This window comes from Halorientalis litorea (assembly GCF_023028225.1).
GTDB lineage: Archaea > Halobacteriota > Halobacteria > Halobacteriales > Haloarculaceae > Halorientalis > Halorientalis litorea.
This window is the reverse complement of the sequence record NZ_CP095482.1, coordinates 478,829-505,503: the sequence shown is the minus strand read 5'-3', so window position 1 is coordinate 505,503 and position 26,675 is coordinate 478,829. Positions and strand designations below refer to the sequence as shown.

The following is a 26,675-nucleotide window of genomic DNA, read 5'->3' as shown; positions in this document are numbered from 1 at the left end:
GTATGGTTGATTTCGCCGCGGGCAAAAAACCTTCGCAGGCCGGCCCGGAGCGGCCCGATTTCGGTGCTATCGTCGGTCAGCGGGAACTCAAGCGGGCTTTACTCGTCGTCGCCGTGAACGACGCCATCGACGGCGTGCTGGTCCGCGGGGAGAAGGGAACCGCCAAATCCACCGCGGTCAGGGCACTGGTCGACCTGCTGCCGACACAGCAGGCCGTCGCGGACTGTCCGTACGGCTGTCACCCGACGGAGCCGTCGATGCAGTGTGCGTCGTGCCTCGACCGGACGGACCCGCCCGTCGAGGAGCGTGCCGTCCCCCTCGTTACGCTTCCGCTGGGTGCGACGCGTGACCGCGTGGTCGGCACGCTCTCGGTCGGTGACGCCCTCGACGGCACTAAAGAGTTCGAGCCCGGACTGTTGGCGCGGGCGCATCGGGGCATCCTCTACGTGGACGAGGTGAACCTGCTCGACGACCACCTCGTCGACGTGCTGCTCGACGCCGCGGCGAGCGGTGTCAATCGCGTCGAGCGCGACGGAGTGAGCGTCTCCCACCCCGCGGACTTTACCCTCGTGGGCACGATGAACCCCGAGGAGGGGGACCTGCGACCACAGTTGCGTGACCGCTTCGCGGTGCAAGTCGAAGTGACCGGCTGTCCCGACATCGACGACCGGGTAGCCATCATCGAACAGGCCGTCGACGGCGAGGCCGACCGGGACGCCGAACCGACCGACTACGGCCGCAAGCTTCGCACTGCCCGTGACCGTCTCGACGACGTGACGCTCCCCGAGTCGTTCGCCGCCGACATCGCGGAACTCTGTCGGGACGCCGGTGTCGACGGCCACCGTGGGGACATCGCTACCGCCCGGACTGCTCGGACGCTGGCGGCGCTCGACGGCCGCACGAACGTCCTCGAACCGGACGTGCGCCGTGCGGCCGAACTCGCCTTGCCCCACCGCTTACAGTCTCGCCCCTTCGAGGACGCGCCGGACCCCGAGGACGTAGTCGAGGACCACTTCGAGGACGAGAGTGCCGAGGGCGGCGACGGCGACACTGAATCCCAGCAGTCGCCTGCCGACGGAGCCACCGGCGACGAGGACGGTGGCGACAGTGCCGACACGGGCGACGACGATGCCGGAGCGGACGGTGAGGCCGAGGAGGGCGACGCCCCTCGGGACGGTGACGACGGCGCGTCGCCCGAGGAGAACGCGGACGGTGACGCGGAGACGGATACCGAGGGCACGGACGCCGACCCGTCGCAGGACCCGGGGGCCGATTCCGGCGCGGCCGAGGCATCGAGCGGCGGGGACGACCGGGACGCTGACGGCCCGGACGCGGACGCCGACGACGCGGACCGCGACGAGGCCACGCCAATCGTTCCGGGCGGCGCGCGGGCGGGCGTCGGCGAGAGTGCTGCCCCGGACCTGCCGCAGTCGGACGCGCTCGACACGACTGCCGACTCGGGGTCCCGGTCCGGCGGTGCCACGGACACCGCCCGCGGGTCGCGTGTCAGAACCAAGCCCGCGGACACGGGCGACAGCGTGGACGCGGCGGCGTCGGTCCGGGCGGCGGCCCGGCGCGGGAGTGACGCCGTGGATAGCCGGGACCTGCGTGCCTCCGTCCGCGCCTCGGACACCGGCGCGCTCGTCCTGTTCGTCGTCGACGCTAGCGCGTCGATGCACCCCGCGATGCGCGCGGCGAAAGGGACAGTGCTGGAACTGCTGAAGGACGCGTATCAGCATCGCGACGAGGTGGGGTTCGTCGCCGTCGCCGGGGACTCGGCCGACGTGGTCCTCCCACCGACCGACAGCGTCTCGCTCGCGGCACGCCACCTGAAGGACCTCCCGACCGGCGACCGGACGCCGCTCCCCGACGGACTCAGAACCGCGGCCGAGGTCCTCGACCGCGCCGACCCGGCGTCGGCCGTCGTCGTCCTCGTGACCGACGGCAGAGCGAACGTTGCGGACGGGAGTCCCACCGCCGAGACTCGCCGGGCGGCCCGCGAACTCGCCGACCGAGACGCGTCTCTTCTCCTCGTCGACGCCGGCGACGACGGCGTCGGCGTCACCGACCACGTCCTCGACGCGACGGACGGCCGCCGCGTCCCCCTCTCGGCACTGTCGGCGGACCGCGTCGACGCCGCCGTGGACGAAAGCTGAGTTTTGCGTACTCGAAAGCTTTACAACTAAGCTTGCTCTTTTTCAACCGTAGCTTACCAATGGCGACAGCGAACACCGTTCACGGACGTATCGAAGACGCACGGCCACAGTTGACCGCACCCCGCGTGGCACTCGGACTGGCACTCGTCGCGATACTCGGGTTCACGCTCATGTTCGTGCAGGACCCACTCGTGCACGACTCCCTCCACAACGCCCGGCACGCGGCGGGCATCACCTGTCACTGATGCTCCAGTCGTATCTCGTCCGCGGGCTGAAGGCCGGCCTCGTCGGCGGCCTCGCCTTCGGCGTGTTCGTCGCCCTCGTCGCCAACCCGCTCGTGGGCTTCACCGAGGCACTGGCAGGCGGCCACGACCACGGTGAGACTGCGGGTCACGACGAGGCGAGTCACCACGCCGAGAGTACGACCGGCGTCCTCGATGCCGTCTCGACGGATGCCGTGAGCGTCGTCGCGGGCGTGTTCTGGGGACTGCTCTTGGGCGTCGTCGCGTTCGGCGTCGTGTTCTACTTCCTCGAACCCGCGATACCGGGGGCCGAGGACACGGCGTCGTATCTGGTCGGCGGTGCCGGGTTCCTCACCGTCTCGGGTGCCCCGTGGCTCGTGCTTCCGCCACAGCCACCGGGCGTCGAGAGCGCGATTCCGGTCGACACGCGACTCCTCTGGTACGCCGGCGCGATGCTGGCCGGTGCCGTGGCCTGCGTGCTCGCCGGCTACGCGTACAACCGAGTCCGGTCGCGGGGCCGAGGTCAGGCACTCCTCGCCGCCGCCGTTCCGCTCGGAACCCTTCTCGCGCTCCCGCTCGTCGCGCCCGGAACGACCGGCACCGCGGCGATTCCGTCGGCCGCTGCCTTCGGCTTCCGCGCGCTCGTCGTCGTCGGGCAACTCGGCCTGTGGCTGGTCCTCGCCGCGGCGCACGCGTGGCTGCTCGGTCGGACGACGACACAGCCGTCGGCCGTCGCGGCGTCTCACGACGCGCCGTCGGCCGACTGACACCGTCGAAAAATTCAGTTCTCGGTGACGATTCGGAGGCGGTACGTACCGCGAACGCGTTCCTCGTCGTGGTAGGTGACCGGTTCCTCGATGGACGCAACCACACCGTCCGCGAGGCTCGCCGCCGTCACGACGCCGTCGCTTCCGACTGTCCGCCGTTGTCCGCCCTCGATACCGAGGACTGTCAGCCCGTGTGACTCGGGCGTCCGGGACCGGAAGTGCTGCGCGCCGGGTACTGCGACGCTGTCACCGTCCGTACCGACGCCGGAGGCGAACCCGCCCACGCCGGTCCGCCACCGCACCTCTCCGCCCGGCGTGACACCGACCGCCGTGTTTTCCTGCGGATGTCTCGCGTCCGTCTCCCGTCCCTCCTCGGGGTAGGTGTTGCCGGTGACGAACACGGCTCCGCACGCATCCGCGTGAACGTGGTTCGGGTACGCGTAGACGCGCTCGCCGGCCACGAGTTCGGGCGTCGCCAGCGGGAGCCGCCACTGCTCCACGCCGGTTTCGTCCAGCCGATACCCGCAGAAGTCGCCGTGGCTGGCGACCACGACGCCGTCCCCGTGGAGTGCAACGTCGCCGACGCGCCGCCCGCCGTCGGTGCCGGGGTCCCACGTCGTCGTCGGGGTGCCCGACTCCGCATCGAGGACGACCAGCCCGTGCTGGTGGTCGCCGGGACAGCGGTTGTACGCGACGGCGACCCTGTCCGCGTCGGCGGCGAGGCTGATGGGCGAGGCGTCCGCCCGGTACCGCCACCGAATCGTCCCGTCCGTGTCGAACGCGGCGACGACACTCTCGAACCGTCGGCCGCCGCCAGCCGACGCCGCAGACTCCTGCTGTTCGCCGGAGCGTTCGTACCGGCGCACGGCGGCGTAGATGCGGTCGCCGTCCGTCTCGATGTCGGCGACGAACGGGAGGAGAAACCGCGTCTCTCGGTCGGCCGTACCCACGTCCTCGGCCGCCTCGTACCGCCACCGCTCCGCGCCGGTCGCCGCGTCGTAGGCCCGCACCGCACCCGAGACGCCACGCTCTCCAGCGACGAGACACTCCGCGGTCGCGGCCAGCGAGACGACACAGCCCTCACCGTCGGCCCGCCACTGTTCGGTCAGGCCGTGGTCGAACGCGACGACCGTACCGTCCGCCGTTCCCGCGACGACGCGCTCGTCCCCGACGAGGACGGCCGACCGGCGACCGAGGTGGCGTGACCCGGCCGGGTCGACATCCCCGAGACGTGCGGTCCGCGGGCTACGCATCGACCGGGAACGCCTCGTGGAGGTGGTGGTGTGCCTCGCCGAACCCGTCGAGGACGCTCTCTGCCTGTTCGGTCAGTCGGTGAACCGCCCGCTCGGCGTCCCGGACAGCCACGAGTCGGCCGCGCGCGTAGTCGTACTCCGGGTCCTCCGGGTCCATCGCGGCGATTTCCTCCTCCAGTTCGACGAGGGCCGCGTCGAGATGGCGTTCGATTTCGGGCAGTGTCTCGGCCGCCGCGAGGGCCGCGATTGGCCCTTCGAGACTCCCTTCGAGCTCTTGTTCCGCGTGCTTGCGCGTACTCTCGTCGCCGATACCGAGTGCCGTCATCACGCCCAATCGCAGGGCTTCGAGTTCGTCACAGCTCATAAATCAGGTGTCGCTATAGCGTTTGGTCTACGATGTCGCTGACGATGCGGTCCCGGTCGAGGTGGGACGAGACGATGCGGTCGGCGTCCTCGCTCTCGACGCCGCCGTACCACACGCCGTCGGGGTAGACGGCGACCATCGGCCCCTCGCCACAGCGGCCGAGACAGGACGAGCGCGTGACCCGAGCGTCACACGCCTCCGAGTCCCGGACGGACTGGCGGAGGTTCTCGAGGACGGCGGGCGCGCCGTCGGCCGCGCAGGTCTGGTTCGTACAGACAGCGACGTGTTTCTCGGGGGCGTCGTGGACGTGCGGGTCGTCGGCCACGTCCTCCCTGTCGGCGTGGGTCTCCTGATGGGTCAGCGCGCGCAACATCGCCCGCGCGCCGCCCACGTCCTCCTCGTAGCCGTCGAGTTCCACCTTGTACTTGCAGGTGTCACAGGACATCTCGACGCTCCCGGTCCGGGCCGCCTGCCAGCGGTCGCCGAGCACGTCCAGTAGCCGGGAGTCGGTGCCGAGCGGGTCGCCCGCCGCCGCGTCGACGTACGGGTACTCGGCGTCGAACTCGTCGGCCCCGTCCCGGATGCGCCCGGTCAACACGCCGTCGCCGAGCATGTAGGGCAGGACGACCACGGCGTCGGGCCGTCGCTTGGCCGCCGCGTGGAGCGCGTCGGACAGCTCCGGCTCCGTGACGCCGATGAAGGCGGCGTCGACTCCCGCGAAGTCCCGTCCCTCGTCGAGCAGGCGCGCGAGTTTGAACACGTCGCCGTTCGCGTCCGGGTCGCTCGACCCACGGGCACAGAGGACGACGAGTACGTCGTCCGTACTGCGGTCGACGCCCAACTCCCGCTCGACGGTGGCCGCTCGGTCGTCGAGTAAGTCCACCAGTGCGGGGTGGATGCCGAGGTGCGCGCCGTTGTTCACGGTCAGTCCGTCGTGTTCGCTCCGGGCGCGCTGGACGGCGAGCGGCACGTCGTTTTTGACGTGGCTGGCCGCGAACAGCGAGAGCGGGACGACGGTCACCTCCGAGACGGTTCCGGCCAGCCCCGCAATGGCCTCGGGAATCGCCGGTTCCGCGAGTTCGAGGAACCCGGCGTCGACGGGGACACCGAGTCGGTCTTCGAGCGCGGCCGCGAGCGTGCGGACCTGCTCGTTGGACTTCTCGCGGCGTGACCCGTGCCCGACCAGCAGGACCGCCTCGTCGTCGAACGCCCCGCCCGCCTCGCCGCCGCTGGTCGACCGACTCATCGCTCGTCCCCCGCCGCGGCGTCCAGTTCCCGTGCCTGCTCGACGCTCTGTCTGAGTTTCCGTCGACGCGACGGCGCGAACAGACCGGTGTCCTCGCTCCCGTCGTAGAGCCACGTCCCGACCTCGGGGACGCGCTGGTCGTCGACGCCGAACCAGTAGCCGCCCGAGGACGTTTCACTCACGTCGTCCGTCGGGGCGTCCACGGGTGCGGTGGCGAGGAGTCCGTCGATGGTCTCCAGCAACCGCCGGTCGTCGGCGACGAACGAGAGGCCGACCGTCCCTGCCGACTGCTTGAAACAAACCGTACCACAACCTTCCAGTAGCCCGCGGAGCAGTTGTCGGTCGTGGTCCAGCGCGCCCAGTCGGTAGCCGCCGGGGTCGCCGTCGCGCGGGAGGCCGAAGGCGGCCGACGCCCGTTCTGCGAGGTCACCGAACACTTGCACCGTGAACTCCTCCTCCGTCCGGGTGAGTGCGGTGTCGTGTGCGTACTCGCGTTCGTGGATGCGTCGGTCGACCTGCTCTGCCCCGGCGATGGCCGCCAGCCGTCGGGCGGCCGTCTCGTCGTTGGTCCGCACCCGCACGCAGTCGGCAGTCAGGTCGCCGTCACCGACCACCCGGCCCCAGAAGTACGCCGTCTCGGGGTGGGCCGCGAGCAGGTCCGACGGGATGCCGGTCTCGACGCTCATCGTTCCTCCACGCTGATGGCGTCGACCGGACAGGCCGCGGCGGCCTGCGCTGCGTCCGCCAGTCGGTCGTCGTCGACGGTCACGCGTTCGGTCGTCCCGTCTCGCTCCGCGCCGTCGAGCGTCGCGAGACCGTCCTCGGCCTCCTCGAACCGGTCGTCCCGCACGAGGCAGGCGAACACGCCGTCGCAGGCCTCGCGGTCGAGGGTGATGGTGTAGGTCATCAGTAGTCGTACTTCGTCTCGTAGCCCCGAGGCGTCACCATCCGGTCGTCCCAGACGTACGTCTCCTCGTTGCCGACGAGCAGGGTGGTCGTCATGTCTATCAGGTCCGTCTCGCCCAGTTCGGGGAGGTCCGCGAGGTCGACGATTTCGACTTCCTCGTCCTCGCGGCCCGCGGCGTGGACGACGCCGACCGGCGTCTCGGGGTCGCGGTGTTCGAGCAGTATCTCACAGCACTTCTCGAAGTTGTCGCGGCGCTTGCGACTCCACGGGTTGTAGATGGCGATGGTGAACCCCTCCTTGGCCGTCGCGTGCAGGCGCGACTCGATGGTAGGCATGTCCGTGAGGTGGTCCGACAGCGAGATGGACACCGTGTCGTTGACCAGCGGCGCGCCCACACGGGCGGCACACGACTGGGCCGCCGGGACGCCGGGCACCACGTCGAACTCGAGCATCGACGCCGTCGCGCCCTTCGACTCGATGATTTCGAGTGCCAGTCCCGCCAGCGCGTACACGTTGGGGTCGCCGCTCCCGATGATGGCCACGTCGTTGCCCGCCAGTGCCCGGTCGATGGCCTCCTCGGTCCGGGACACTTCACCACACATCGGCGTGTCGTAGACGTCCTCGGCGTCGTCGGTAATCTCGTCTGGCAGGAGTTCGACGTAGGTGGTGTAACCGACGATGTGTTCGGCGTCGGCGAGCGCGGCCTTCGCGCGGTCGGTCATGCCCTCGGGTTGGCCGGGGCCGAGGCCGACGGCTATCAACTGGCCCGGGTCGGCGTCGAAGTCCTCGACTGTCGCGCCGACCTCCTCCTCCTCGTCGGCGTCCGAACTCGCACCGCACCCCGAGGAACTCGTGTCCGAGGACGCCCCGCACTTCGAGTCCGTCGACGCGTCCGTCGTGGCGGTCGACCCGCCGCACGTGGACGAGGTGTCTGTCTCCGTGTCTGTGCTCGCGTCCGTGGTGGTATCGTCAGTACTCATTGTTTAGAAATCCTCCACGTCACGCCCGCCGCGCGGGGTGACGAGGTACTCGCGGTAGTCGTTCTCCCAGACCTCCGTCTCGTGGGTGCCGACGAGGATGGACGACCCCATCCCGCCGACCTTCTCGTCGTGGTCGGTAACCTCGCCGAGGGTGGTGACCGTCTCCGTCTCGCCGTCGAGGTTGCGCCCGGCGTCACCCCGCCCGGCGTCGTTCACGATGGCGACGGGCACGTCGTCGGCCCGTTCCTCGCGGATGACCTCGATTGCGCGCTCGTAGTCGCGCCAGCAGTTGTAGAGGACGACGACGAACCCCGAGATGGCCGCCGCCCGGAGTTTCTCCTCTATTTCCTCCCACCCGCGCCACTTGTCCGACAGCGAGACGGTACAGAAGTCGTTCGAGAGCGGCGCGCCGAGGTTCGCCGCGCCGCCAAGTGCCGCCGTGACGCCGGGGACGATTTCGATTGGCACGTCCGTCGCGCCCTCCTCCTCGGCCATCGTGAACACGAGGTCGCTCTTCCCGTAGACGTTCGGGTCGCCGCCGGAGACGTGAGCCACGTCCTCGCCCGCCCGGACGCGTTCGAACGCCTCCCGAGCGAGTTCGACCTGCCGACCCATCGTCGACCGAACGAGCGTCTGTGTGGAGCCGTCCGGCCGTTCGAGGACGGTCCCCTCTTCGCCCGCCACGGTCCCGCCGTCGGCGGCCGCCTCGACTGCCGCGCTCTCGGGCGGGAGCGTCCCGTCCCGTCGCAGGAACTCCTGATACAGGTTCGAGGCGACCACGCAGTCGGCAGTCCTGATGACCTCCTTCGCTCGCTGGGTCATCCCGCCGGGCAGTCCCGGTCCGATACCCACGACGGAAAGTGTCCCGTAGTCGTCCTCGTTCGTCGCGGTTTCGGCGGTGTCTTCGGCCGCCATGTCACTTCCCCACCGCCACGGTCACGGCGTCGTCGTACCGTTCCTTCTCGGCGAGCAGTTCGTGCTCGCGCCCGCCGGCGATGGCACTGGCCTCCGAGATACCCGGCCAGCCGATGAGTTCCTTCGACCGGGAGGGCGTCGGCCCCTCGAACCGCTCCAGCGTCTCCTTCTCGAAGGAGACGACGCCGAGACCCAACTCCTCGGCCGCGGCCAACAGTCCCTCTTCTTCTTCCTTCCGAGTCCCGGTGGCGACGAACTCCACGTCGTCGACGCCGTACTCTGTGCCGTCGAGGGCACGCTTCCACGCCGTGAGGAACTGTGCTTTCTTCGCGCCCGAGACGCTGCCCGTGCCGAGGACGACGCCGTCGTCGCCGTTACGCTTCAGCACCGTCACGTCGTCGCCGACGAGGACGGCCCGCGGGCCGTCGAGGCGTTCGACCGCGCCCAGTTCGTCGTCCAGCACCGCGAGGTTCGTCGCCACCGTCGAGTCGCCGTTGACGACGTGGGTGTCGAGTGCCTTCGCGCGTTCCTCGACGCCCTGCTTGCCCGCCGCCTCGGAGGCGGTCGTCACCGCGGGAACGGCTCCCATCGAGGCGAGGTCGTCGGCCACTTGGTTCGCACCGTGGTGGCCGCCCGTGATGGGAATCGCCCACGTCAGTTCCTCGTCGACGACGACGATGGCGGGGTCGTCCCACTTGTCGTCGAGGAGCGGCGCAGTCTTGCGCATCGCAATCCCCGAGGCCATCAGGCCGACGAAACAGTCGTATTCGCCCCAGTGTTCGGCGAACACGTCGCCGTGGTACTCGATGACATCGATGGATTCGTAGCGGTCGCCGATGCCGTCGACGATGTCCGCGGCCGTCTCCATCTTGCGCTCGAAGGAGATTATCGCGATTTCCTCCGCGACCTCCCCGTCGCTGTCCGGCGTGGCGCAGTGGCCCCCGTCTCCGTCGCCGTCCGATGCGTCCGTTCCGTTCGTGGTCTCGTCGTCTGTGTCCGTACTCATCAGTCGTCTGCCTCCGTTTCCGCGTCCGCGCCGTCGTCGCTCCCGCGCGATGCCCAGCCGTCGTAGAGATACGACCGCTCGTAGCCCGCGCCCGTCACGGCGTCGCCGATGAGGACCAGTGCGGAGGCCCGGTATCCGGCGCGCTCGACTCGCTCGCCGATGGTGGCGATAGTGCCTTCGATGACCTCCTCGTCGGGCCAGGAGGCGTGGTAGACCACTGCGACCGGTGTCTCGGGGTCGTGTCCCTCGGCCAGCAAGCGGTCCATCGTCTCCGCGACGGCGTGGGTCCCGAGGTAGATACAGGTAGTCACGTCGCCCATCCCGACGAACTCGGAGATGTGGTCGTCCTCGTCGGAGAGCGTCTTCCCCTGTGGTCGGGTGAACGCGACGTGATTCGACACCTCGTTGAGTGTGAGTTGCGTGCGGAGCGTCGCGCTGGCGGCGAACGCCGCCGTCACGCCGGGGACGAAGTACGTCGGGACGCCCTCGTGTTCCAGCGCGTCCATCTGTTCGAGTGCCGCCCCGTAGATGGCCGGGTCGCCGCTGTGCAAGCGCACGACGTTCTCGCCGCGTTCGTGGGCGTCACGCATCAGCGGTACCAGTTCTTCGAGGTCCTTGCCGATGGACGACACCGTCTCGGCGTCGGCGCAGTAGGCGTCCAGCAGTTCGCTGTTGACCAGCGACCCGGCGTGGACCACGAGGTCGGCCGCTTCGACGAGTTCCCGTCCGGCGACGGTCAGCAGTTTCGGGTCGCCCGGCCCGGCCCCGATGAACGGAATCCCGTCCTGTTCGTCCCCGGCCGTGTGTTCGTACACGCGAGCGTCGCGCTCTCTCGTGCGCGCTTCGCCCTCGGCGTCGATTGCCGCTTGCGGGGTCGTCGCGCCCGAGGAGTCGCCGTCGTCCCTTCCGGTATCGTCTTGCGGGTCAGTCATCCGAGCGCACCTCCGGGTGGTCGTCGCCACAGGCGGCCCCTTCGGCGCGCTCGGCCCTCGTCGTCGACTCGTCCGTCTCGAACGCCGCCGTCGCTAGCTCGTCGTCCAGTCCGGGCCGCTCGGCGTAGGCGAGCGTGTAGTAATCGCGCTCGGCGAGGTCGGTCGGGTCGTCAGTCACGGCCGTCTCGCCCTGTTCCATGAACAGGCGACGGCCGTAGGTCACCTCGTAGCCCGCCTCGACCAACCCCTCGTGAGTGGCCGGGGCGTCGGTGACTTTGAACAGCACCATCCGGTCGGGGCCGGTCGGGGAGGCACCGCGCGCGCCTTCCCGAAGTGACAGCCCCGACCCGGCGGGGATTTCGACGCCGAGTGCCGTGGCGAAGGCGGTGACCGCGCTCACGCCGGGGACGATTTCGAGGTCCACCTCGGGGTGGAACGCGTCGAGCGTCCGCCGGAGGTGTCCGAACGTCGAGTAGACGTTCGGGTCGCCCAGCGTCACGAAGGCGGCCTCGCCGTCGCGTGCCTGCGGGGCGATCTCCGCGGCCGCCTCCTTCCACGCTCGCCGGAGTTCTTCCTCGTCGCGGGTCATCGGGAAATCGAGGTCGCCGATGCGTTCCTCGGGGACGTGTTCAGTGGCGACCGACCGCGAGAGACGCCCCGGCGAGTACACCACGTCGGCGGCTTCGAGGACTCGCTTCCCACGGACGGTCACGAGGTCGCCCTGTCCGGGACCGAGGCCGACGCCGTAGAGCGTCATCGCCTCCCTCCACGGGCCGGGCGGCCGCCGTCGGCGGCCACGTCGTCACCGGCCCCGCCCACGAGCATGTAGACCGGGTTCTCCGAGTCGAAACTCGTCGCCCCGGCGAGTTCGTAGCCGTGGCTGACTTGGAACTGGACGACTTCCTCCAGCAGGTCACGGTCACGGAACGCCTCGGTGGCCGCGCCGGCGACCTCTAGCCGCGAGACGTTCATGACGACACGGTCGACGCCGGCCTCGACGGCGAAATCGAGGACGGCCTCGTAGTTGCGACTGCCACCGAGGAAGAGCGCGTCTGCGTCGCTCGGTAGCCCGTCCGGGGCCTCCGCCGCACGGAGGTCCACCTCGGCCTCGGTGTCGTTCTCGGCGAGGTTCTTGCGTGTCGTGTCGAGTCTGTCCGCCTTCCGTTCGAGCGCGGTGACACGGCCGGCCCGTCGCGCCGCCTCGATGGTGACGGCACCGGTGCAGGAACCGACCTCCGCGAAGTGGTCCGACGCCCGCAAATCGAGTTTCGAGAGCAGGACGGCACGCACTTCCGGCTTGGTCGGCCCCGCCTTCGCGTCGTGCGGGAGCATTACACGGGACATCACTGTCTACAAGTGCAGTAGCGCGTAAAACAATTTTGGTTGTATTAAGGAAACCCGAGTTGTGTTTCGGCGGGTCGCCGTGGCAAAATACTTGCATTGCGCGCCCCGAGTGGTGGTAATGGCAGGGAACGCGGGCGAGTCCGAGGACGCGAACGTCCTGCGGAGCAAACGCGACGCCACGCGCTACCAGATTCTCGTGGAGATAGCCGAGCGGCAACCGGCGGTCAGCCAACAGGAGGTTGCCACGGCAATCGGCGTCACCTCACAGGCCGTCAGCGACTACCTCCAGGACCTCATCAAGCAGGGCTTCGTCGAGAAGCACGGGCGAGGCCGGTACGAGGTGACCAAGGAGGGCGTCGATTGGCTCATCTCACAGACCGACTCCCTCCGGGAGTTCGTTCAGCACGTCAACGAGACGGTCATCGGGCAGGTGGAGGTGGAAACGGCACTCGCGACCGGGTCGATTTCCGAAGGGGACGCCGTCTCGCTCTCGATGCGTGACGGGGTTCTCCGGGCGACGCCGGGCGCGGCCGGGTCCGTGGCCGCCGTGGCAGTCACCGACGCCGACGAGGGCCAGGACGTGGGCGTGACCGACTTCGAGGGCGTCCTCGACTACGACCTCGGGGCCGTGACCGTCGTCTCGCTCCCTCGCGTCGACGACGGCGGGAGTAGCGTCATCGACTCCGACACCGTCGCCGAGTTCGCCGCCGACCACGACTTGCTCGCCACCGCCGGCGTCGAGGCACTCGCCGCCGCCCACGCCGCGGACCTCGACCCGGACGTTCGCTTCGCGACGGCACAGGCCGTCGAGGAGGCCGCGACGCGCGGTCTCGACGTTCTCCTGCTCGCCGTCACGAGTCGTCTGTCGGCCCACACTGACCGCCTCCGCGAGCAGAACGTCGGCTACGAGATGGTCGACGCCGCCGAGCACTGACCCGAACGTCTTCGGCACGAAGGCAACCAGCGTGCGGCCTGTAGGCTCGCGCATGAACATCCCGTCGCCGTTCTCCGCCGACGCGGCCGAGTTCGACAGCTACGACGAGTTCGTCCCCGACCACGTTCCGGCCCCCAGCGACGCACTCCGGGACCACGACGTGTTGGCCGGCCGTCCCCACCTCGCCACCCACCGCCTGAGTCGCGCGCTGTTCGAGGACCGCGGTGTCTACGACATGACGTTCGGCTACAACCTCGCGCGCCTGAACCTCGACGCCCGCCACCCCGACGCGGGCCTGCGGTACGCCCGTTCGACGGACGAGGCGGGGGTCCTCCGCGTCGAGTTCACGCCCACGACGGAGTTCTGCCCGCAGAGCGACACGCTGGCGAAGGGCGTCTTCCGGGCGTGGAACGGCCTCACCGACCGCCACGAGTACGACCTCGTGCGCGTCCGGGTGGCCGACCTGCACCACCGGAGTGCTGTCATCAACCAGCAGTTGCGCGACCACGAGACCCGATTCGCCGAGTCGGGGGTCCTCCCAGACTCGCGTGCCGGCGGCTACGACGAGGGCGTCCCGAACGAGGCCGGGTACGACCGGGAACCCGACACGCCGTTCTGACTCCGCGTCGGACGCCGGTATCGGCGGACCAGACAGACACTGAACCGGGTAGCAGGACTCGAACACGTTCGGGGAAACTGGGAGACGTGTGGGACGGGAACGGTCGTCCGTATGCCCGAAATCGACGTTCGTGACGTGCCGCCCAAGGACCGTCACCCGAAAATCATGGACACGTTCACGGAGATGGACAGCGGCGAGACGCTGCGGTTGGTCAACGACCACGACCCGAAACCGCTGTACTACGAGATGGACGCCGAAGTCGACGCCTTCGACGCCGAGAACTACGAGGTCCGCCGCGAGGGCGTCGAGAAGTTCGTCGCGGAGTTCCCCAAGAAGTGATGGTGGACCGCGCCTCCCTGCCGGCCCTCTCCGACGGAACCCACGCTCGGCCGTTCCCGGACGGCGAACCCGATGTCGTTCGCCTCGCACTCGACGCCGGTGAGTCCATCCCATCACACACTCATCCGGAGCGTCGCATCGTCTTTCACCTGTTGTCGAGCACGCTCGCGCTGACCGTCGACGACGAGACGCACCACCTCGACGCCGGTGACATCGTTCGGTTCGACGGCCGCTCGGCCGTCTCGCCGGACGCAATCGAGGACAGCGAGGCGTTGCTCGTCCTCGCCGAGCGGAGCTAGTCCTCCCCGAACAACGCGAGTGCGACGCGGGCCACCTCGTCGTCGCCCGACCCGGTCTGTCGGAGTGCCCGCTCGGCGGGGGCAGTCAGTCGTGCCGTCAGCCGCGTCGCCAACCGCTCGACCGCCGCGCGCTTCTCGGGCGTCACGTCGCCGCGCGCGTCGAGCGTCGCGACTGCCCGCTGTACCTGTTCGTCACGGACCGTCGTGGCACGTTCCTCGATGGCGGCGACCCCTGTCGCCTCGGCGGCGGCCGGCTCTGTCGGTACGTCGGCGTCTGACATTACTCGGCAGGCCAGATGGCGGTCACGACGGCGTCGTCCGTCTCGACCGTCGTGTAGGTGTAGCCCCGGTCGTCGAGTTTCGGATAGAGGTGCTGTGGGGCACGGTCGTTGAACTGGACGAGGACCGTCCCGGCGTCGAGTTCGGTCAGGCGTTCGAGCGTGTCGGTCAGGGGCTTGGGCGGCCCGAGGTCGCGTACGTCGAGCTGTTCCCGTGGCGCGTCCGCCGGGACGTCGGTCGATTCGAGTGCTCGCTGCCAGTCGTGTGCTCGTTCCGGCATGTATTACGGTTCGGTCCCGACCGCCCCAACCCTTATCCCGAACAGGTTCGCACGGACAGTCGAACATGTTCGGAGCCACCTACTGGACGATGCGACCGGAAGTCTCCAACGACCAATGCCACGCGCGAAACTGAGAGTCAGGCTACCGCGGCAGATGTGGGTCGGGGCCATCTCGACGGAGTACCCCGACGTGGAGTTCCGGGTACTGGCGGCCCTCCCGACGGATGACACCGGGGTCGGACTGGTCGAACTCACCGGGCCGAACCTCGACGCCGTCGTCGAGGCGATGGGCGACACCGACGCAGTCCTCACACTGGACATCTTGGGTGAGTCGGCCGACCGGGTCCTCGTTCAGTTCGAGACGAGCGAACCGCTCCTGTTGTTCTCGGTGCGCGAGTCCGGCGTGCCGCTAGAACCCCCGGTAGACATACAGGACGGCCGTGCGACGGTGGAGGTGACCGCCTCGCAGGACCGCCTCTCGCAGTTCGGGACACAACTCGAACAGTTCGGGATGTCGTTCGACGTGGAGTACGTCCAGCCGTCGGCCGAATCGGCCGACGACCTGTTGACCGACAGCCAGCGTGACTTGGTCGTCGCCGCAGTCGAGCAGGGGTACTACGACACGCCGCGGACGTGTTCGCTGACGGAACTCGCCGACCACGTCGAGATGGCGAAATCGACCGTCAGCGAGACGCTCCACCGGGCCGAGGAGGCGATAATCAAGGAGTTCGTCGCCGAGTTCCGGGCCGAACTCGTCGAGGATTGAAACTCAGTCACTGCTCGCACCGTAGCCGTCCGGTTCGTAGGGACAGAGCGGGTCGGCCGCCAGCGGGTCGCCGGTGTGCGCGTACGCCCGCGACCGACTCCCACCGCAGACGCCACGGAACTCACAGGCACCGCACTTCCCACGAAGTTGTTCGCGGTCACGCAACCGCGCGAACAGGTCGGCACTCCGGTAGATGTCCGTGATGTCGTCCTCGCGGACGTTGCCCGCCGACTGCGGCAGGAACCCCGACGGGTACACGTCCCCGGTGTGGCTGACGAACGCGAAGCCGTCGCCCGCGACGACGCCCCCGCGCCGCCTGAGGCCGTCGTCGGCGTCCCGCTCCTGCAGTTTCACCCGCCGGTAGTGTGGGGCTTCGGTGGTCTTGACCCCGAACGGTTCGTCGTCGGCCACGTCCGCGAGCCACCGCATCACGTCGTCGGCCCGTTCCGGGTCGATAGGGTCGAGTAGACGACCCCGCCCCACCGGGACGAGGAAGAACACGCTCCAGAGGACGGCCCCGAGGTCACGGACCACGTCCCGGATGGCCGGCAGTTGCTCGACGGTCTGTGCACAGACTGTCGTGTTCACTTGGAGCGGCAGGCCCGCCTCGCGGGCGTGTGCGGCGGCCCGGCGCGTCTCGGCGAAACTCCCCTCGACGCCACGGAAGGCGTCGTGGGCCGCCGCGTCGCCGCCGTCGATGCTCAGAGCCATCCGCCGCAGGCCCGCCGCGTCGAGGTCCGCCACCACGTCCCGGGTCAGCGACGTGGTTCCGCTGGGCGTCAGCGACATGCTCAACCCGATGTCGTCACCGTGTGCGACCAGTTCGGTCAGGTCCGGTCGCTTGCAGGGGTCGCCGCCGGAGAGGACGACCAACTGGTTCTCGCCGAACTCGCGGGCGGTGTCCAGCAGTTCTATCCCCTCTGCAGTCGTCAACTCGTCGGGGTGCCGGGCCGGTTCCGCGTCGGCCCGGCAGTGTTCGCAGGCGAGGTCACACGCTTGCGTAACCTCCCAGATGAGTACGAGCGGTCTGTCGTCCGTGTCGACTGTCGGTGGCATACGTGGGCTGGGTCTGGGTCGGTCATATCGCTGTTCGGGATTCCCACCGTCCGGGAACCCCCGTTCGGCTCCCGGGTCACTCGACGTGGACGCGCGTCACGTGGCCGCCACAGCCACACTGCTCGACGTACTCGTACTCGACGCTCGCGGCCAGTTCGTCGAGTTCGTCGTACAGGTACGTCTCCGGGTGGCCGTGGCCGCCGTGGGTGACGAGGTTCACGTGGTACCCCGACGCGGTGTGTTCGATGGCCGACTTCGCCTGTGCGAGGACCAACGACCGGTCCTCCCCGTGGTGTGGCTCTTCGAGGTTCGCGGACCACGAGTTCTCGTGTACGGTCTCCGTGATGGGTTCGACATCGTCGTGTGAGACACTCATCGTGAACGGACGTTCCCCCGCCACGGATGAAACCCTCTCCCCGAACACGTTCGTCCGAGCGAATCCGACGCAACGGCCGATGGTGCCGAACACGTTCGGGGAAGGCGTTTTTGATCGCGAGTAGTCATCGGTGGGCATGGAAACCGCCACCACGACGCCCGACGCGGAGACGGTCCAGACCACCGTGACGGTGAACTGTACTGGACACGTGCGGCGGGCCGTCGGCGAGCCACGACTCGACTTTACCTTCGAGGGTAACACACTCCGTGCGTTCCTCGACGCCTTCTTCGCGGCGTACGACGTGGCCGACATGATTATCGCGGAGACGGAGACGGAGGCGACGACGGCCGGTTGGGCACCCGAAGACACGAGTATCCTAGGGACGTGGCGGAAGAACCCCGAAGGCGAGCAGACACGGGCGTACGCACGGGTCTGCGTCAACGGCCGGTTCAACGAACACCTCGACGGACTGGACACGCACCTCGACGACGGTGACAGGGTTGCACTCATCTACCCCTTCATGTTCTGCCTGTAGCGGGACTGTCCGGGCCAGCGTGACACCTATATAAACCCCCGTGCGAACCGGTTCGGGAAAATACACTCGTCCTTCTCGCGGGCTGAGAACGCTTCTTAGGCCCTGATAACGGACTTCTCGGTTTATCCCTCTCCCAGTAAGAGATAGACCTGTAACGAGGTGACTCCCAATGCTAGAATCCACCCGGCGGCGGATGTTAGAAGCGCTCGGCATCGGCAGTGCGGCGGCGTTGGCAGGCTGTAACGCCAACGACGCACCGCAGGCGAGCGATACCGCGACGGCAGGCACAGAGAGTTCGATGGCCCAGTCGACCGATACGGACCGGGTGGCCGCGGACCCGACAAACCTCCCGGACCCCGTGGACTGGAACTCCCCGCAGACCCACGAAGTGACGCTCACCGTCGAGGAGGTGACGGCCGAAATCGAACCCGGCGTGACGTTCGACTACATGACCTTCGACGGCCAGATTCCCGGGCCGATGGTTCGCGTCCGGCAGGGTGACACCGTCGAACTCACGATGGAGAACCCACCGGAGAACGCCATGCCGCACAACGTGGACTTCCACGCCATTTACGCCACCGGTGGCGGGGCAGTGGCGACGACGGCCGCCCCGGGCTCCGAGAACAAGATGCGGTTCCAGGCCCGCTACCCCGGAGCTTACATCTACCACTGTGCCGTCCCGAACCTCGACTACCACATCAGTGCCGGGATGTTCGGGATGATACTGGTCGAACCGGAGGACGGTCTCCCCGAAGTCGACCGCGAACTCTACTTCGGCCAGCACGAACTGTACACGAACAAGGGCGTCGGCGAGGAGGGCCACCACGGGTTCGACATGGACGCGATGGCGAACGAACAGCCGACCTACGTCCTGCTCAACGGCGAGAAGTACGCGTGGGCGGCCGCAGGCCGTGGGCCGGTGGAGGTGCAACAGGACGAGACCGTTCGGGTCTTCCTCGTCGACGGCGGCCCGAACTACTCCAGTAACTTCCACCCCATCGGGAACGTCTGGAGTCGGGCGTACCGCGACGGCGGACTTCCCGAGGACCAAGACCCCGAAGAGTACGCCGACAAGAACATCCAGACGATGAAGGTGCCGCCGGGGAGTTGTATGATCGGCGAGATGGAGACGCCAGTCCCGGAGCGTATCAAACTGGTCGACCACGCGCTCAGCCGCGTCGCGCGGCGGGGACTGATGGCCGAAGTCGACGTGCTCGGCGAGGAAGACGATGACATCTACGACCCCGACTTCGACGGCTCCGAGAACGACGGTCCGCGGTACGGGTAGTGCCGTAGTGTTGGAAATCCAACAACACCTAACAGCCTGCAGTGATGCGTTTCAGCCCTCCTAACCACGACAATATATAAATACAATCAGTGTGTGCGACATTGTATGGCAGACGAGGTGGTGGACCCGCTGGGGCAAGCGTTCCGCCGACAACGCAAAGCCGTTGTCGACGGGCAGTTCCTCCTGTGGCGAGGGATGATACTGCATCGACAGGTTGATGAAGTGCTGTTGACCGGACTCGAAACGCAGACGGATGCTGCGGTAAGCACCGTCGAGACGGCCGTTGCGGGCGTTCGAACTGTTCTCGACCCGATTGACCGCTTGCTCACGGTGGATACGGATGGGCAGAGTACGGTCCGTGGAACCATCGACAGACCGCTCGAAGCCGCGATTTCCACCGCCGAGACGGCCGGTGACCAGACCGTAGACGTCGCGGAACGGTGGGCGGCGCAGGTCGAGGACGAAATCCGCGAGCGAATCCTCAGGCTCAACAGCCGTCTCAACGAGTTGATGGAGTCCCACGAACGCATCGAACAGCAACTCAAGGACGTGGCCGGGCAGTACGACGACCCGACCGGCGTCAGCCAGGATCTCCACGAGCGTCTCACCGAACTCGGCGAACGGGTCGCCGAACTCCGCGAGCGCGTCGCCGAACTCCGTGCGAAACTCGAAGGCTGACGCCGACTGGTCCGGTGACTGCTTCGTGGAACGCAGAGATGGAAGCTTTCATACCCTAGGACGTTCGTATAAAAGGTATGGCAGAAGAGAACTCGAATCCAGTCAGTCAGGTGTTCGACCTTCAGCGACGCGCGCTCGAACGGAGCCAAGACGCGATGAAAAACGGGCTGGAATACCAGCAACGACTCAACGATACCGTGCTGAACGCCATCGAAGGCAACACCGACACCGGCGAGCGCGGGACGGAGATGACACGCGAGGCCATCCACAGTACGCTCGACGCCATCGAGCAACTGCTCCCGTCCGACGACGTGGACCTCGACCAAGTTCGTGACACCATCGACGAGCAGTTCGACGCCGCCGAGGAAGCGACCCAGAAGGCGACCGAACAGGCTCAGGAACTCACCGAAACGGGCATGGAGAGTGCCGAGGAAGCCGCCGAAACCTACGTCGACTCCGTCGACGAGCAACTCGACACGCTCATGGAAGCCCACGAGGACTTCGAGGAGCAGACCCTCTCGTTCGTCGACCGGACCGAGGAACAACTGGAGCAGCTCCAAGAACAGGCCGGCGAACCGCTCCAGGGTATCGAGGAGATACAGGAGCGGATGCAGGACCTGCGCGACCAACTGCGCGACTGAACCTTTTCGAGTCGTCGCCCTCGGTGTGGGGGACTACGCTTAAGAGTCCGGCGTCCGACCCTCTTGCTATGACAGACGAGACGCCAGTCAGTGAGGTCATGAGTTCTCCCGTCGAGACGGTGGACCCCGAGACGACCATCGAAGAAGTCGCTCGGATATTCGCCGAGGAAGGGGTCGGCTCGCTCGTCATCGGCGACGACCCGATTACGGGCATCATCACCGAGTACGACGTGGTCAAAAGCATCGGCGAGGGGAAAGACCCGGAGACGACCACCGTGGGCGAACTGATGTCGGAACCAGTCGTGACCATCCGTCCCCAAGACACCGTGGAGAACGCGGGCGACCGGATGGGGAACAACGGCGTGAAGAAACTCCCCGTGACGGAGTCCGGTGTCCCCGTCGGCATCGTCACCACGACGGACCTCGCACACTTCCTCCCGCACCACCGACTCGAGATGGCGAGTCAACCCGAGACGGACGTTCCGGACGGCGAGTTCGAGTGACCTAGCATAAACCGGCCACACATCGCCGGCGAAATCACTAATCGGACGCCGAACCGAGAGTAAATTGCCAGTGGAGTGCGTGTCGCGCTCCTGTCCTCTCCCCTCACTGGCATTCAAACGTTCCCCACCCGCTTCCGAGAAAACACGGCGGCGGGCCTGTCGTTACGAGTCGCCGTCCCAGTTCATTCGGCACCTTTCGTCACAGAAGTGCGCCGACTGCACGGCATCGTCCTCTATCCACGTGATTACGCGATGGGTTCGCTCGTTTAAGATTTGTTCACCACAGGTTGCACACGTCGGGGCATCCTCCGGTGATACATCTTCCCCGACATCCGAAGTTGGGTCGACCATTGAGTGTACCTGCGAAAGCGACCTACTTAATCCCACATATCGCGGCCGACCAGTTCCTGGGTGGGTCGAGGTCAGGGACGTTCGTAGTCGGGGTCGAACATCATCGCCGACGTCGGTCCGGGGTCGCCCTCGGTCAGATTGTACTCCGAGAAGTCTTCGACGCCAGCCTCCCTCAGGATGTCCTCGTCGTACACCGCGTTGCCGGTGAACTCCGCCGGGTCGCGCTTGAGTATCTCGGTCACGGTGTCGGCGACGATCTGAGGCGTCCGCCAGTCGTCTTCAGTCCCCATCCCGAAGTACCGCGTCGCACGCGTGTCGATGGCGGTCACCGGCCAGAAGGAGTTACAGCCGATGTCGTCGCCGCCGAGTTCGTTGGCCAGCGAGAGCGTGATGAACGACATCCCCATCTTCGACCACGAGTAGGCGGCCTTCCCCGGCGAGCGGTCCATGGCGACGGGCGGCGCGTTCGTCAGAATCCAGGCGTCCTCCTCGGTGTCCCGGAGGTGGTCGAGGAACGCTCGGGCGGTGAGATACGTCCCTCGGACGTTCACCTCGTTCATCAGGTCGAAGCGGTTCGCAGGCATATCCTCGACGTTCTGTATCTGGATGGCACTGGCGTTGTTGATGACGATGTTTACCTCGCCCATCTCCTCGATGGCCTCCTCCGCGGCGGCTTGGACGTTCTCCGCGTCCCGGACGTTCACCTGAATCGCGTGGGTGTCGACGCCCTTCTCGGCACACTCCTCGGCCGTCTTGTGAATCGTCCCTTCGAGGTCCGAGTCCGAGTCGTCGACCGTCTTGCCCGTCGAGACGATGTTACAGCCGGCCTCGGCGAGGTCGAGTGCGATTGCCTTGCCGATTCCCCGCGTGGTTCCGGTGATGAACGCCGTCTGTCCACTCAAGTCTGGCTTGTCGAGCATCCGTGGCGTGTGAATCGGTTCCACCACACAAATAGTTCCCCCAACCGTCAGTCTCGGGCTGGCAGTTTATCCCCGTCTACCGGTCTCGTGTCACTGATTCTCCGGGTTTCGTCGTCGCGCCGGGCGAGAGCGTGACGCCCGCGTCGAGGCTGGTGTTTATCGCCGTCTTCGCGCCGTCGCCCGCGACGACGCCGAACTTCCGTCGGCCAGTCGAGACGCGTTCGCCTTTCACCGTGAGTTTTACCGCCTCGTCGTCGTGGCGGAGGTTCGCAACCTGCGTCCCGGCCCCGAGGTTCACGTTCCGCCCGAGTACGCTGTCTCCGACGTACGAGAGGTGTGGCACGTTCGTCCCGGCCATCACGACGCTGTTTTTCACTTCGACGCTGTGCCCGACGTGGACGTCCTCACCGAGGAGCGTCGCACCCCGGATGTAGGCGTTGGGGCCTACGTCCGCACCCGACCGCACGAGTGCCGGTCCCTCGACGACGACGCCGGGTTCGATGCGTGCCCCTTCCTCGACGACGACCGGTCCCCGCAGGTCTGCGTCCGGGTCCACGTCGCCGTGAATCGCCGGGTCCAACTCGCCGAGTTTCCACTCGTTGGCTTCCAGCAGTTCCCACGGCCGTCCGACGCCCAGCCATCGGTCGATGGGCACCGCCCTGACCGCCGTGGACTCGACGACGCGCTCCAGTACGTCCGTTATCTCGTGTTCGCCCCGTTCGCTCCGGGGAACGTCCAGCCACTCCCGCGCCTCGGCCGGGAAGACGTACGCACCGACGTTGACGCGATTCGATGGCGGGTCCGACGGCTTCTCCACGATGCCCCGAACCTCGCCGTTGACCACGTCGAAGACGCCGTAAGGCCGCGGGTCCTCGACTTCGTAGGTGCCTACCGCCGGCCCACCCGAGAACAGGTCGGCCAACCCGTCGGGGTCGTACAGGTCGTCGCCGTTCAGCACCGCGAACGCGCCGTCGATGTGGTCTCGGGCCGCCCGAACCGCGTGGGCCGTCCCCAACTGTTCCTCCTGTACGGCGTAGGACACCGGCACGCCGCGGTAGGCGTCCCCGAAGTAGTCCCGGACCACCGCCGCCTCGTACCCGACGACGAACACGAGTTCGTCGACGCCCGCCGCTACCGCGGCGTCAGCGGTGTGGGCGACGAGCGGACGGTCGGCTACCGGCACCATCGGCTTCGGGAGCGCGTGGGTCAGCGGCCGCATTCGCGTCCCTTCGCCCGCCGCGAGAATCACTGCCTGCATGCACGGCCCTGCCGCTGGCACGGGCAAAGACCTGTCGACTGTTCGCAACTGTAGGCGACGACTTGTCCCCCGACAGCCGCTGGCTTCCGTCGTGACTCGGTGCGACGACTTCCGGAGTGGGTTTTGAACTGGACGGAGCGGGATTTGAACCACGCCCTGACGTACTCGCTACGCTGTGTGCGTCAGGTCTCATTCAAATCCCGGCGTCAATCACAACCGAGTGCATCGCTTGGCGATGAACTGCCTCGCTGAGAATCGATTGGATGGAAGGGGCGGGATTTGAACCACGCCCTGACGTACTCGCTACGCTGTGTGCGTCAGGTCTCATTCAAATCCCGGCGTCAACTCAGAACTCGGGTTCCGTTCGCCGAAGATACGGCTCACGGGCGAGTTCTGAAGTGGAAGGGGCGGGATTTGAACCACGCGAAGCCCAAAGCGGGGAAACCGATGGCCGGTGTTCTGGCAGTCCGACCGTCGGCGCTCTACCACTGAGCCACCCTTCCGAGCGATGTTTAGTACGCCTGCGACGTGTATTAACCCTATGGTGTCCGTTCACACGGCCCCGGAAGCCACAACTTCCCGGCACCCGTCTCACGGGGTATGTGTGGCCGAACCTCGCTGTTCGCTCCGGCATCGGACCTGCGTTCCCGGTTCGACGCGGCCGTCCCGGACGCGTACCGTCCCCGCTACAACGTCGCCCCGACAGAGCCCGTCGAGGTGATTACGGCCGACGCGCCCGCGGAGATACAGCGGTTCTACTGGGGTCTCAGGCCGTCGTGGGCCGATGGCGACGACGAGGGGCTCATCAACGCCCGTGCCGAGACTGTCGCCGAGAAACCGGCCTTCGCCGACGCGTGGGAGTCCCGCCCCTGTCTGGTCCTGTCGTCGGGATTCTACGAGTGGAAAGACACCGAGCGCGGCGGGACACGTCCGTACCGTGTCCATCGTGCAGACGACGTGGCGTTCGCTATGGCGGGCATTCACGAGCGGTGGACGGGCGACGGCGACGCACTCGACACCGTGACGATACTGACCACCGAACCGAACGACCTAATCGAGCCGCTCCACCACCGGATGGCCGTCGTCCTCCCACGTGACGAAGAGGAGACGTGGTTGACTGGCGGCCCCGAGGACCGGCATGCCCTCTGTCGACCGTACCCCGACGACGACCTCGACGCCTACCCCATCTCGACGGCCGTGAACGACCCCGCGAACGACTCGCCCGGTATCATCGAACCCGACGAGAGCGAGCAGTCCGGCCTCGGCGAGTTCGTCTGAGCGGCTATGGTAGCGGCGGGGCAGAATAGCGTCAGTCGCGGTAGCGTTGCGGCGACTATCGCGGTGTGCGGGGCGGCGGAACCGTAGGCACGAGCACAGCACCCGAGAGCGCGTGCCGTACTGTCGGTAGCGTTTCCCCACGTTTCTGCAAGCGGGGGTTCACCGCTTGGCGAACCCCCCGCAGTGCAAAGCGAGTTCAGTACGAGCGTTCTTTCGGCTCGTAGGTCTTGTTCTCGCCCTCGAGGATGACGTCCTTGTAGTAGAGGTCCGGGTTGCCGTCGTTCCACGCGAGCATCGTGTGCTTGAGCCACTCCTCGTCTTTCCGCTCTTGGTGCTGTTCGCGCCAGTGGGCACCGCGGAACTCCTCGCGGGCCAGCGCGCCGAGGGTGATGGCTTCTGCGAGGTCGATGATGTTTCGCGTTTCGATGGTGTGGACGAGGTCCGTGTTGAACGTCCGCGACGGGTCACGGACGTAGACGTCATGATACCGCTCGCGGGCGACACGCAGGTCCTCCAGTGCCTCCTTCAGGTTTTCCTCGCGCCGGAACACGTTGACGTTCTGGGTCATCGTCTCCTGCACGTCCGCGCGGACTTCGGCGTGGTTGACGCCCTCCTCGCGTGAGAGCAGTTCTTCGACCCGCTGGTTCTCGATGTCGACGTGGTGTTCGACGACTTCGCTCGGTTCGACCAGCGCGCCGTCGGCGGCCACGTCCCCGTCGCTCGCGTCGATGGCACCGGGGGACACCGGCGCGCCGAGGTCGTCCTCGGTCTCGGTTTCGGCGGACGGGCCGGTTCCGATTTCGGCCTCGCCGAGGTCACGCCCTGCGGCGTGCCACCCGGCACGGGCACCGAAGACGATGAGTTCCGGCAGAGCGTTCCCGCCGAGTCGGTTCGCACCGTGGACGGAGACGCAGGCGTTCTCGCCCGCGGCGTAGAGGCCGTCGATGCACGTCTCGCCGTTCTCGTCGACCTCGATGCCGCCCATCGCGTAGTGCTGGCCGGGCTTGACCGGCATCGGTTCTTCGAGGCCGTCGACGCCCTCGAAGTCTTCCGCGAGGTGGAGGATGTTCTCCAGTCGGTCGAGGATGCGTTCTTCGCCGAGATGGCGCATGTCGAGGTGGACGTACTCGTCCTCGTGGCCCCGACCCTCGTTGACTTCGGTCAGTTCCGCACGGGACACCACGTCGCGGGAGGCGAGTTCGCCCTCGTTGTTGGCGTACCCGTGCTCGAACATGAACCGCTCGCCGTCCTCGTTGTAGAGGATGCCGCCCTCGCCACGGACCCCTTCGGAGATGAGGACGCCCGTCGAGGGGAGCGTCGTCGGGTGGAACTGGATGAACTCCATGTCCTCCAGCGGGACACCTGCGCGGTAGGCCATCGCGGCACCGTCGCCGGTGTTGGCGACGGCGTTGGTGGTGTGGTCGAACGCTTGACCGGGACCACCCGTACAGAGGATGACGCCGTTGTTGGCGCGGAAGCCGGAAACTTCACCGGTCTTGATGTCCATGGCGACGACGCCGTGGCAGGTCCGCTCCTCGGGGTCGTCGTGGTCGGTCACGGCGAGCCGCGAGACGTACCACTCGTCGTACACCTCGATGCCGCGCTTGACGGCCTGCTCGTACATCGTGTGGAGCAGGTGGTGGCCCGTCTCGGCACCCGCGTAGGTCGTCCGGGGGAAGGAGAGGCCGCCGAACGGTCGCTGGGAGACGCGGCCGTCGTCCTCGCGGGAGAACGGCATACCCCAGTGTTCGAGTTGGATGACTTCCTCGGGACTGCCCTGCGTGAGCGTCTCCGCCGCCGGGGCGTCCGCGAGATAGTCGGCACCCTTCACCGTGTCGTAGGCGTGGTCTTCCCACGAGTCGGCGTCGCGGAGTGCCGCGTTGATGCCACCCTCCGCCGCACCGGTGTGGCTCCGGACCGGGTGGAGTTTCGTCACGATAGCAACGTCGGCCCCCTCTTCCTGCGCGGCAATCGCCGCGCGGAGGCCCGCGCCGCCGCCGCCGATGACAAGAACGTCGTGTTCGTACATTGTATTTAAGTGAGGTGTATCGGACTTAGGACTGGGTAAACTTCAATCTATCCGGTTCCGTCTCTCGAACGGGCCGATTCCGCGCGCCGTACCGGTTCAGTACGACGCACCAGCGGCTGGAACATACGGAGAGC

General features: G+C 67.4%; 33 protein-coding genes and 1 tRNA gene. 14 read left to right on the top strand and 20 right to left on the bottom strand.

Annotated features, from left to right (window positions below; all coding sequences use genetic code 11):
- Positions 1-2 precede the first annotated feature (2 nt).
- From MUG95_RS02775 to MUG95_RS02765, 3 genes are read left to right on the top strand one after another with little or no spacing between them, the layout of a single operon-like run.
- Positions 3-2,156 carry an ATP-binding protein gene (locus tag MUG95_RS02775; RefSeq protein WP_247009550.1) on the top strand — a complete coding sequence of 718 codons (2,154 nt, stop codon included), beginning with the start codon at positions 3-5 and terminating at the stop codon, positions 2,154-2,156.
- 59 nt (positions 2,157-2,215) lie between these two features.
- Positions 2,216-2,401, top strand: a complete 186-nt coding sequence (locus MUG95_RS02770; protein ID WP_247009549.1) for a CbtB domain-containing protein — start codon at positions 2,216-2,218, stop codon at positions 2,399-2,401.
- Positions 2,401-3,165, top strand: a complete 765-nt coding sequence (locus tag MUG95_RS02765) for a CbtA family protein (protein WP_247009548.1) — start codon at positions 2,401-2,403, stop codon at positions 3,163-3,165. Before MUG95_RS02770 ends, MUG95_RS02765 begins: the two co-directional genes overlap by 1 nt.
- A gap of 14 nt (positions 3,166-3,179) precedes the next feature.
- Here the strand turns inward: MUG95_RS02765 and MUG95_RS02760 are convergent, their stop codons facing one another.
- From MUG95_RS02760 to cbiT, 11 genes are read right to left on the bottom strand one after another with little or no spacing between them, the layout of a single operon-like run.
- Positions 3,180-4,418, bottom strand: a complete 1,239-nt coding sequence (locus MUG95_RS02760) for an outer membrane protein assembly factor BamB family protein (RefSeq protein ID WP_247009547.1) — start codon at positions 4,416-4,418, stop codon at positions 3,180-3,182.
- Complete coding sequence (locus MUG95_RS02755; RefSeq protein WP_247009546.1) at positions 4,411-4,782, bottom strand: DUF3209 family protein; 372 nt, start codon at positions 4,780-4,782, stop codon at positions 4,411-4,413. The genes MUG95_RS02760 and MUG95_RS02755 overlap by 8 nt, the downstream gene beginning before the upstream one ends.
- 13 nt (positions 4,783-4,795) lie before the next feature.
- Positions 4,796-6,028: a CbiX/SirB N-terminal domain-containing protein gene (locus MUG95_RS02750; RefSeq protein ID WP_247009545.1), complete on the bottom strand. Its 1,233-nt coding sequence runs from the start codon at positions 6,026-6,028 to the stop codon at positions 4,796-4,798.
- Entirely contained in the window at positions 6,025-6,714 is a 690-nt protein-coding gene (locus MUG95_RS02745; RefSeq protein WP_247009544.1) for a cobalamin biosynthesis protein, read from the bottom strand. The genes MUG95_RS02750 and MUG95_RS02745 overlap by 4 nt, the downstream gene beginning before the upstream one ends.
- Positions 6,711-6,935, bottom strand: coding sequence for a ferredoxin (locus MUG95_RS02740; RefSeq protein WP_247009543.1), 225 nt, complete (start codon positions 6,933-6,935; stop codon positions 6,711-6,713). Before MUG95_RS02740 ends, MUG95_RS02745 begins: the two co-directional genes overlap by 4 nt.
- Positions 6,935-7,915, bottom strand: a complete 981-nt coding sequence (cobJ, locus tag MUG95_RS02735) for a precorrin-3B C(17)-methyltransferase (protein WP_247009542.1) — start codon at positions 7,913-7,915, stop codon at positions 6,935-6,937. Before cobJ ends, MUG95_RS02740 begins: the two co-directional genes overlap by 1 nt.
- Before the next feature lie 3 nt (positions 7,916-7,918).
- Positions 7,919-8,830, bottom strand: coding sequence for a precorrin-3B C(17)-methyltransferase (locus MUG95_RS02730; RefSeq protein ID WP_247009541.1), 912 nt, complete (start codon positions 8,828-8,830; stop codon positions 7,919-7,921).
- A gap of 1 nt (position 8,831) precedes the next feature.
- Positions 8,832-9,836: a cobalt-precorrin 5A hydrolase gene (cbiG, locus tag MUG95_RS02725; RefSeq protein WP_247009540.1), complete on the bottom strand. Its 1,005-nt coding sequence runs from the start codon at positions 9,834-9,836 to the stop codon at positions 8,832-8,834.
- Positions 9,836-10,768, bottom strand: a complete 933-nt coding sequence (locus MUG95_RS02720; RefSeq protein WP_247009539.1) for a cobalt-precorrin-4/precorrin-4 C(11)-methyltransferase — start codon at positions 10,766-10,768, stop codon at positions 9,836-9,838. The genes cbiG and MUG95_RS02720 overlap by 1 nt, the downstream gene beginning before the upstream one ends.
- Positions 10,761-11,525 carry a cobalt-factor II C(20)-methyltransferase gene (locus MUG95_RS02715; RefSeq protein ID WP_247009538.1) on the bottom strand — a complete coding sequence of 255 codons (765 nt, stop codon included), beginning with the start codon at positions 11,523-11,525 and terminating at the stop codon, positions 10,761-10,763. The genes MUG95_RS02720 and MUG95_RS02715 overlap by 8 nt, the downstream gene beginning before the upstream one ends.
- Positions 11,522-12,112 (bottom strand): precorrin-6Y C5,15-methyltransferase (decarboxylating) subunit CbiT, encoded by a 591-nt coding sequence (gene cbiT / locus MUG95_RS02710; RefSeq protein ID WP_247009537.1) that lies wholly within the window; start codon positions 12,110-12,112, stop codon positions 11,522-11,524. The genes MUG95_RS02715 and cbiT overlap by 4 nt, the downstream gene beginning before the upstream one ends.
- A 118-nt stretch (positions 12,113-12,230) precedes the next feature.
- On the opposite strand from cbiT, the gene MUG95_RS02705 reads away from it, so the two are divergent.
- The 4 genes from MUG95_RS02705 (at position 12,231) to MUG95_RS02690 (ending at position 14,303) form a co-directional block, all read left to right on the top strand.
- A complete protein-coding gene (locus MUG95_RS02705; protein ID WP_247009536.1) occupies positions 12,231-13,046 on the top strand; it encodes a DUF7839 domain-containing protein in 816 nt (271 codons plus the stop codon).
- Between the two features lie 52 nt (positions 13,047-13,098).
- On the top strand, positions 13,099-13,665 hold the full coding sequence (locus MUG95_RS02700; RefSeq protein WP_247009535.1) for a DUF7998 family protein: 567 nt from the start codon (positions 13,099-13,101) through the stop codon (positions 13,663-13,665).
- A gap of 111 nt (positions 13,666-13,776) precedes the next feature.
- Entirely contained in the window at positions 13,777-14,004 is a 228-nt protein-coding gene (locus MUG95_RS02695) for a DUF2249 domain-containing protein (protein ID WP_247009534.1), read from the top strand.
- Positions 14,004-14,303 (top strand): cupin domain-containing protein, encoded by a 300-nt coding sequence (locus MUG95_RS02690; protein WP_247009533.1) that lies wholly within the window; start codon positions 14,004-14,006, stop codon positions 14,301-14,303. The genes MUG95_RS02695 and MUG95_RS02690 overlap by 1 nt, the downstream gene beginning before the upstream one ends.
- Here MUG95_RS02690 and MUG95_RS02685 read toward each other — a convergent pair.
- Together MUG95_RS02685 and MUG95_RS02680 are read right to left on the bottom strand one after the other, a co-directional pair.
- The gene (locus MUG95_RS02685; protein WP_247009532.1) at positions 14,300-14,584 is read right to left on the bottom strand and encodes a glutamyl-tRNA reductase; all 285 of its coding nucleotides are present in this window, start codon (positions 14,582-14,584) and stop codon (positions 14,300-14,302) included. The genes MUG95_RS02690 and MUG95_RS02685 overlap by 4 nt on opposite strands.
- On the bottom strand, positions 14,584-14,862 hold the full coding sequence (locus MUG95_RS02680) for a DUF2249 domain-containing protein (RefSeq protein WP_247009531.1): 279 nt from the start codon (positions 14,860-14,862) through the stop codon (positions 14,584-14,586). Before MUG95_RS02680 ends, MUG95_RS02685 begins: the two co-directional genes overlap by 1 nt.
- Before the next feature lie 115 nt (positions 14,863-14,977).
- On the opposite strand from MUG95_RS02680, the gene MUG95_RS02675 reads away from it, so the two are divergent.
- Complete coding sequence (locus MUG95_RS02675) at positions 14,978-15,628, top strand: helix-turn-helix domain-containing protein (RefSeq protein WP_247009530.1); 651 nt, start codon at positions 14,978-14,980, stop codon at positions 15,626-15,628.
- 3 nt (positions 15,629-15,631) lie between these two features.
- On the opposite strand, the gene MUG95_RS02670 is transcribed toward MUG95_RS02675, so the two are convergent.
- The gene (locus tag MUG95_RS02670) at positions 15,632-16,684 is read right to left on the bottom strand and encodes a radical SAM protein (RefSeq protein WP_247009529.1); all 1,053 of its coding nucleotides are present in this window, start codon (positions 16,682-16,684) and stop codon (positions 15,632-15,634) included.
- 76 nt (positions 16,685-16,760) lie between these two features.
- Complete coding sequence (locus MUG95_RS02665) at positions 16,761-17,060, bottom strand: CGCGG family putative rSAM-modified RiPP protein (protein WP_247009528.1); 300 nt, start codon at positions 17,058-17,060, stop codon at positions 16,761-16,763.
- Positions 17,061-17,196: 136 nt separating this feature from the next.
- Between MUG95_RS02665 and MUG95_RS02660 the strand changes: the two genes are divergently transcribed.
- From MUG95_RS02660 to MUG95_RS02640, 5 genes are all read left to right on the top strand, one after another.
- On the top strand, positions 17,197-17,595 hold the full coding sequence (locus MUG95_RS02660; protein ID WP_247009527.1) for a MoaD/ThiS family protein: 399 nt from the start codon (positions 17,197-17,199) through the stop codon (positions 17,593-17,595).
- 169 nt (positions 17,596-17,764) lie between these two features.
- A complete protein-coding gene (gene nirK / locus MUG95_RS02655; RefSeq protein WP_247009526.1) occupies positions 17,765-18,883 on the top strand; it encodes a copper-containing nitrite reductase in 1,119 nt (372 codons plus the stop codon).
- Positions 18,884-18,988: 105 nt separating this feature from the next.
- The gene (locus MUG95_RS02650) at positions 18,989-19,561 is read left to right on the top strand and encodes a hypothetical protein (RefSeq protein ID WP_247009525.1); all 573 of its coding nucleotides are present in this window, start codon (positions 18,989-18,991) and stop codon (positions 19,559-19,561) included.
- Positions 19,562-19,638: 77 nt separating this feature from the next.
- Complete coding sequence (locus MUG95_RS02645; RefSeq protein WP_247009524.1) at positions 19,639-20,202, top strand: hypothetical protein; 564 nt, start codon at positions 19,639-19,641, stop codon at positions 20,200-20,202.
- A 68-nt stretch (positions 20,203-20,270) separates the two neighbouring features.
- Entirely contained in the window at positions 20,271-20,705 is a 435-nt protein-coding gene (locus tag MUG95_RS02640; RefSeq protein ID WP_247009523.1) for a CBS domain-containing protein, read from the top strand.
- Positions 20,706-20,867: 162 nt separating this feature from the next.
- Here MUG95_RS02640 and MUG95_RS02635 read toward each other — a convergent pair whose 3' ends face one another.
- From MUG95_RS02635 to MUG95_RS02620, 4 genes are all read right to left on the bottom strand, one after another.
- Positions 20,868-21,056 (bottom strand): DUF7576 family protein, encoded by a 189-nt coding sequence (locus MUG95_RS02635; protein WP_247009522.1) that lies wholly within the window; start codon positions 21,054-21,056, stop codon positions 20,868-20,870.
- A 71-nt stretch (positions 21,057-21,127) separates the two neighbouring features.
- Positions 21,128-21,976: an SDR family oxidoreductase gene (locus MUG95_RS02630; RefSeq protein WP_247009521.1), complete on the bottom strand. Its 849-nt coding sequence runs from the start codon at positions 21,974-21,976 to the stop codon at positions 21,128-21,130.
- A 76-nt stretch (positions 21,977-22,052) separates the two neighbouring features.
- Positions 22,053-23,234: a bifunctional sugar-1-phosphate nucleotidylyltransferase/acetyltransferase gene (glmU, locus tag MUG95_RS02625; RefSeq protein WP_247009520.1), complete on the bottom strand. Its 1,182-nt coding sequence runs from the start codon at positions 23,232-23,234 to the stop codon at positions 22,053-22,055.
- Positions 23,235-23,633: 399 nt separating this feature from the next.
- A tRNA-OTHER gene (locus MUG95_RS02620) sits at positions 23,634-23,737 on the bottom strand.
- Between the two features lie 97 nt (positions 23,738-23,834).
- Between MUG95_RS02620 and MUG95_RS02615 the strand changes: the two genes are divergently transcribed.
- Positions 23,835-24,512, top strand: a complete 678-nt coding sequence (locus MUG95_RS02615) for an SOS response-associated peptidase (RefSeq protein ID WP_247009519.1) — start codon at positions 23,835-23,837, stop codon at positions 24,510-24,512.
- A 196-nt stretch (positions 24,513-24,708) separates the two neighbouring features.
- On the opposite strand, the gene MUG95_RS02610 is transcribed toward MUG95_RS02615, so the two are convergent.
- Positions 24,709-26,541: an FAD-binding protein gene (locus tag MUG95_RS02610; protein ID WP_247009518.1), complete on the bottom strand. Its 1,833-nt coding sequence runs from the start codon at positions 26,539-26,541 to the stop codon at positions 24,709-24,711.
- Positions 26,542-26,675 lie beyond the last annotated feature (134 nt).